At 67.9% G+C, this 6,051-nt stretch carries 5 protein-coding genes; 3 read left to right on the top strand and 2 right to left on the bottom strand.

Going from position 1 to position 6,051, the window contains the following annotated elements; all coding sequences use genetic code 11:
• Both FJY73_13790 and FJY73_13785 read left to right on the top strand, forming a co-directional pair.
• Window positions 1–286 (top strand): hypothetical protein (locus tag FJY73_13790; GenBank protein MBM3321730.1); only part of this gene is annotated, 286 nt, incomplete at its 5' end.
• On the top strand, window positions 283–1,260 hold the full coding sequence (locus tag FJY73_13785) for a flippase-like domain-containing protein (GenBank protein ID MBM3321729.1): 978 nt from the start codon (window positions 283–285) through the stop codon (window positions 1,258–1,260). The genes FJY73_13790 and FJY73_13785, both read left to right, overlap by 4 nt.
• Before the next feature lie 23 nt (window positions 1,261–1,283).
• On the opposite strand, the gene FJY73_13780 is transcribed toward FJY73_13785, so the two are convergent.
• Window positions 1,284–2,624: an NCS2 family permease gene (locus FJY73_13780; GenBank protein ID MBM3321728.1), complete on the bottom strand. Its 1,341-nt coding sequence runs from the start codon at window positions 2,622–2,624 to the stop codon at window positions 1,284–1,286.
• Window positions 2,625–2,784: 160 nt separating this feature from the next.
• Here FJY73_13780 and FJY73_13775 point away from each other — a divergent pair, with 160 nt between their 5' ends.
• The gene (locus FJY73_13775) at window positions 2,785–4,659 is read left to right on the top strand and encodes a tetratricopeptide repeat protein (protein MBM3321727.1); all 1,875 of its coding nucleotides are present in this window, start codon (window positions 2,785–2,787) and stop codon (window positions 4,657–4,659) included.
• Window positions 4,660–4,668: 9 nt separating this feature from the next.
• On the opposite strand, the gene FJY73_13770 is transcribed toward FJY73_13775, so the two are convergent.
• Window positions 4,669–6,051 (bottom strand): tetratricopeptide repeat protein (locus tag FJY73_13770; protein ID MBM3321726.1); only part of this gene is annotated, 1,383 nt, incomplete at its 5' end.

Below are 6,051 nucleotides of genomic sequence, written 5' to 3'. Positions count from 1 at the left end.
GAGGATTCTCTCTCATTTCCGAGCGATCCTCGCGCCGGGCGGATACGCGGCGACGTTCGTTCCGAACGCCCTCTCCGGATGGACGCTCGTCCGCCCGCTTCTCATGCCGGGGATCCGCGAGGTGCCCTTGCGGCCGAAACGACTTCTCGATCTTCACCGCGGCCTCGCGATCGTGGAGACGGGCGGCTTGAACGTCCTTCCGTTTCGTCTTTCGCCCGAGCGGCTCCTCGGCGCGCGTTTCGGGATGCTCCTCTACGTGATCGCGCGCAAGGAGGAAGGCGTTTGACAGGGCGCCGGATCCTCGGAATCCTCGGCGTCGTCCTCTTCGCGGCGGTCCTCCACCGCCTCGGTTTCCGACGGAGCTTCGAGGCGCTCTTCGCGGCCGACCGCCTTTCTCTCCTTCTCGCCGTTCTCGCGTTTCTTCTCTCGCAGGCGGTGAGGCTCGCCAAGTGGGAGCTCTTTCATCGCGCCGCGGGCCTCCGCGCCGATCGCGCATCGCTCGGCCGTTTCTATTTTCACATCAAGCTTCTGGGGACGGTCACGCCGGGCCGCGTCGGGGAGTTCCTTCCGGCGATGGCGGCTCCGGCCGCGCGGGCCCCTCTTCTCTCGTTCACCGCGTACGACCGGCTGATCGAGTCGCTCGCGACCCTTCTTCTCGCGCTCGGGGCGTTCGTCTTTCTGCTTCGGGCAAGAGCACCCTCGGGCTTCCTCCCCGTCTCGCTGGCTCTTCTTCTTCTCGTCGTCGCCGCTCTTCTCCTCTGCATTCGGAGCTCGTGGATGACGCGGGCCGCGGGATGGCTGGAGAGGCGCCGAGAAGGACAGCGGGGCGGTCTCTTCGCGCGCCTCCTCCGGCCGGAGACGCGGATCGCGGAGGGGATCGCCGAGCTTCGAGCCTCGTTCCGGTCGCTCGTCCGCCCGCGCGCGGCCGCCGCGGCGTTTCTTCTCACGCTCCTCGCCGTCGGGGCGGACCTTCTCTTCTGGTGGCTCACGTTCCGGAGCGTGGGGATTGCGCTCTCGGCGGGACTCCTCGTCGGCTCGGTCGCAATCTTCAACGTGATCGGCTTCTTCTCGCCGACGCCGGGAGGCCTCGGCGTTTCCGACGCGGCGTTCGTGATCTTCCTCCGCTCGGCCGGCGCGGACGGCCCGTTCGGAAGCTTCCTCCTTCTTCTTCGTCTTATCGTTCTCCTCGTCACGGCTCTCGCGGCGTGGGCCTTCTCCGCGCGGCTCGCGCTCGCGGAGAGGCGAGGAGGGACCGAGTAGGGGACGCTCGGTCGATCGTGGAACTATCCGAGAAACAAGTACCGCGCGAGAAAGAGGAGCGCGAGAAGAGCGAGGAGCGGGTGGATCTCCCTCGCGCGGCCGCTCGCGGTCTTGAGAAGCGCCGAGGCGATGAACCCGAAGGCGATCCCCTCGCTGATCGAGAACGAGAAGGGGATGACCACCATCGGGAGGAACGCGGGGAGATACTCGGTCGGATCGTTCCAATCGAGGGATCGGACCGTGCGGAGCATGAACGCGCCGATGACAATGAGAGGCGGGGCGATGAACGGGTAGAGCACGGCGCCCCCTTCGGTCACGATCCCCCCGCCGATCGCGCGGACCAGAGGGTAGAAGGCGATCGACAGAAGAAGGAGCCCCGCGGTGAAGAGGTTCGCGAGCCCCGTGCGCGCCCCCTCGGCGATCCCGGCGGCGCTCTCGATGTAGCTCGTGATCGTCGACGTTCCGAGGAGAGCGCCGGTGGACGTTCCGATCGCATCTGAAAGGAACGCCTGCTTCGAGCGCGGGATCTCGCCCCCGACGAGAAGACCTCCCGATTCCCCGACGCCGAGAAGGGTTCCGACCGTGTCGAAGAAGTCGAGGAAAAGGAGGACGAAGAGAACGGTGAGAAACCCCGGCTCTCGGAAGACGCCGACGATGTCGAGCTTCAGGATCGCGCTCTCCTCGATCGACGGGAACCCGACGATCCCCTCGAAACGGAGAAGACCTTGGAAGGCGCCGCACAGCGCCGCCGCCGCGATGCCGAGGAGCATCGCTCCGCGCACGCCGCGCGCGAGAAGCGCGAGGAGGACGACCGTTCCGGCGATCGCCGAGAGAGCGGGAGGGGAGCCGAGACGCCCTAGGCCGATCATCGTCCCGGGCTGCGCGACGACGATTCCTCCGTATTGAAGGCCGACGAGCGTGATGAGAAGGCCGATGCCGACGGCGATCCCGGTCCGAAGCCCCGGGGGGAAGGCGCGGAGGACCGCGGAGCGGACTCCGGTCACGCTGAGCACGATGAAGAGGGCGCCGGAGACGAAGACCGCGCCCAGGCCGATCGTCCACGGATAGCCGTATCCGCCCGCGGCGGTCGCGCCGCACACGGTGAACGCGAAGAAGAAGTTGTGACCCATCGCGGGGGCGAGCGCCACGGGGAGGTTCGCGAGGATCCCCATGAGGATCGTCGCGAGCGCGGAGGAAACGCACGTCGCGAGAGCGACCGCGCCGTGATCCATCCCCGCGGAGGAGAGGACCGCCGGCTGCACGAAGAGGATATAGGAGAGCGTGAAGAACGTGGCGGCGCCGCCGACCGCTTCTCGACGGACCGTGGAGCCGTTCTCGCGGAGGCGAAAGAGACCCTCGATCATCGCGCCCTCTCTTCCACGGACCGGCGATCGCAGGCTCGCAAGCATCGGCATTTTAGAGAACCGAGCGTACCGAGGCAAGGAAATCACCGATCGTTGCCCGAGGGCCGACCGGATGCTATCGTCGGCGCGTGCTCTTCATCCGGGTGAGAGGGAGCGGGAGTTGCGCCGAACGAACGACACCACGCGGGCGACGAGGCTCGATGTTCTCCTCGTCTTCGCGACCGCCGCGGCGGCCGGCCTCGCCAACTGGCACTTCCTCTGGGACGTTCCCTTTCTCGGCCATCCGATCATCGACGCGGCCGAATACCTGGCGGAAGCGCGCGCGATCGTCGCGGGGCTTCCCTACTGGGAGAAGCCTTCGATCCACGGCCCTCTCTATCCGCTCTTCCTCGTCCCTTTCGTTCGGTTCTTCCCATCTCCCTTGCCGGCCGTCTACATCGTCCAAATCCTCCTCGCGGGAGCCGCCGCCCTTCTCGTCCGCTCCGCCGGCGTTCGTCTCGGCGGCCGCCGGCTCGGGAACGCCGCAGGCTTGGCTCTCGCCGCGGCGCCTCCCGTCCTTTACTTTGAGCTTCAAGTGCTTCCGGTCGTCCTCCAGATCTTTCTGCACGCGCTGCTTCTTCGGTTGCTCGTTTGCAGGAAGAACGGAGCGCCCGGATCCCTCTTCGCCGCCGGTCTCGCCGGGGGACTCTCGTTTCTCGCGCATCCCGGATCCGGGGTTGTTCTTCTTCTCCTCGCGCTCTTCCTCCTCGCGAAGGAGAGGCCGCTCCGTCCCGCCCTTCTCTTCGTCATCGGGCTCCTCCTTCCGCTCGTCCCGATTTCTTTTCTGAACGCGCGTGCGGGGGAGGGCTTTCTTCCCGTCACGGGAAACGCAGGGCTCAACCTCTATATCGGGAACGGCCCGGGATCGGACGGGACGGCGCACGTTCGTCCCGGGTACGAATGGGAACGGCTCACGTCTCTTCCTCTTCGAGAGGGGCGCGAGGGGAGCGTTGCGGAGAGCCGCTTCTTCGTCGAGAGGACGATCGAGTCGCTCCGAGCCGAACCGGGTCCGTTCGTCCGGCGGCTCGCCGCGAAGGCCCTTCTCTTCGGCGCCGCCTTTCCGATCGACGCGAGCCAGGACGCGGCCTACTTCCGGGAACGCTCGCCGCTTCTTCGCTTCAGCATTCTCGACGCCGGGGTTCTCGTTCCCCTCGCGTTCGGGTTTCTGGTCGCGGGCGCGGCGCGGTCGCGCGCGTGGACTCCCGCGACCCTCGGGCTCGCGGGCTACTGGATCGCCGTCGTCCTCGCCGTCTTTTCCGTGAGGTATCGCGCGCCGGTTTGGCCCTTTCTCGTCCTTCTCGCGCCGGCGCTCACGCCGCTCGGCCCGCGCCTTCCGCGCGCCGCGGTGATCCGGGGCGCGCTCGCGGCGGTCGCGCTTCTTCTCGCCGCGCAAGCGGACCCCTTCGGTTTGCGCGACGCGAACCCGGTGCGGACCGAGTACAACCTCGCCAGGCTCGCGTACGAGAGAGGAGAACGAGAGGAGGCGCGCTCGCGGTTCCGGGCGCTCTGGGAGAGGACCGGGGATCCGGACGCCGCGAACGGTCTTGGCGTCGTCGAGATGAGCGAGCCGGATGGAACGGAGCGCGCGCTCGATTGGCTCGGCGAGGCGCTTCGCGCATGGCCGGACTACGCGGACGCGCGCTTCAACCGGGCGCTCGTTCTTCTCGGGCTCGGGAGGAACGACGAGGCGAAGGAGGATCTCCGAGAGGCGCTCCGGCTCTCACCCGGACACGCGCCGGCCCTTTATACCCAAGGGATTCTACTCGAGCGGGAGGGGAGGAGCGGCGAGGCGGAGCGAAGCTATCGCGAGACGCTCCGCCGCGATCCGACGAGGGACGACGCGTGGAACGCGCTCGGCGTTCTTCTGGCGAGAAGCGGCCGAGCGAAAGAGGCGGAAGCCTGTTTTCGGCGCGCGCTCCGTCTCGACCCCTCGGGCGCCGAGGCGCGGGCGAACCTCTCCCGGCTCCTCGGCGAGCCGATGAAGCCGCCGCGGTAGCCGATCGGTCTACTGCGCTACCCCGACGTTCTCCGCAAGATACGCGTTCGCCTCCTCCGCTCCCGCGTGGTTCGGCTCCGATCGGAGGAGCATGCGGTACGCGCGGACCGCGCGCGTGTCGTCTCCCATCGCCCGATACGCGCGGGCAAGAAGAAGATGAACGCCGGCGAGCGTCGGATCGATCGCGAGCGCCCGCGACCCGAGACGCGCCGACTTCTCCCACTCGGCGTTTTCCGATGCGAGGCGCTGGAGGAGCGCGAGCGGCTCCGTCGCGAGCGGATCGAGCCGCGCCGCCTCCTCGAGGAGCTCGCGCGCCCGCTCAATCTTCCCCGCGTAGAGGTGGATGACCGCGCTGCTCGTGCGCTCGGATGCGGTCGCCTCGCCGGAGAGAGAGGCGAGGCGAAGAGCGCTCTCCGCATCCCCCCTCCGAAGCTCGATCGTGGCGAGGAGGAGGGATGCCCGCGCGTCGAGCGGCTTTTCCGACAAGAGATCTCGAAGCCGCGCCGCCGCCTCTTCCTCTTCACCGCGCTCCACAAGGACGGTTGCCTCCGCGTAGAGAACCGCGCGGCGGTCGTCCGTCTCCGGGGATTCCTCGGAAAGAGCCAGAGCCGCTCGCCGGAAGAGAGCCGCCCGCTCGACCGAGTCCTCCGAGCGGGCCCTCGTCTCGAGATAGTTTGTCCAGAGGGATCGAAGCGGCGCCGATCGCCGAAGAAGCCGCTCTTCGCCGGGCGCGGGCCGCGCGCTCTCGGAAACCGGCGCGGGAGCCGCGCTCGGATCGCGAAAGAGAAGGCCCGAGGGGATGAACCCCTCGAGCGGGAAGGTCGCGTATCGATCGCCGCGCGTACGCTCGCTCCTCGGCGGGAAGACCGTCCCTCGTGTATCGAGGATTTGCACGTCGGTGCGCAGGCCGAGCGCTCTCTGAAGATAATGGAGCGGGAAGACGATGTCGTCTCCTTCCGCGAGGAGGATCGCCCCTCTCGGAATGGAAGCGAGAACCTGCCGCGCGTATTCCTCGGGGAGGGAGACCTCGTCATACGGATGATCGCGCCAGGCCGACGCGCAGCGGGCCGCGACGAGCAGGAGAAGCACGGCCCGCATGCCGAGGAGAAGAGATCTTCTCCCCGCGCAGCCGCGAAGGAGTAGGTCGACGCCGAACGAGAGAAAGAGGACGAGGATCGCGAAAGCGGGGAGGAAGAAGACCGCGTTCTCCTCCACGCGTTCGGGAGCAAGCGGGAAGCGGAGAGCGAGAACGAGGAGCGGCCCGAAGAGGAGAAGCGCCCCGAACGAGAGGAGAGCTCTTCTTCGATCCCGTGCGAACGCGGATACGATCCCGAGGGGGATGAGCGGGAGGAGGGGGAGCGGGATGCTTCCCGAGATCGCGGCGCGAAAGAC

Source organism: Candidatus Eisenbacteria bacterium (assembly GCA_016867715.1).
Lineage (GTDB): Bacteria > Orphanbacterota > Orphanbacteria > Orphanbacterales > Orphanbacteraceae > VGIW01.
The sequence above is the reverse complement of the archived record's forward strand: the minus strand, read 5'-3'. Positions and strand labels throughout refer to the sequence as shown.

What these genes read in the sequence shown, in the direction of transcription:
- FJY73_13780 (MBM3321728.1), bottom strand. Translation starts at nt 2,624, where the DNA reads ATGATCGAGGGTCTCTTTCGCCTCCGCGAGAACGGCTCCACGGTCCGT.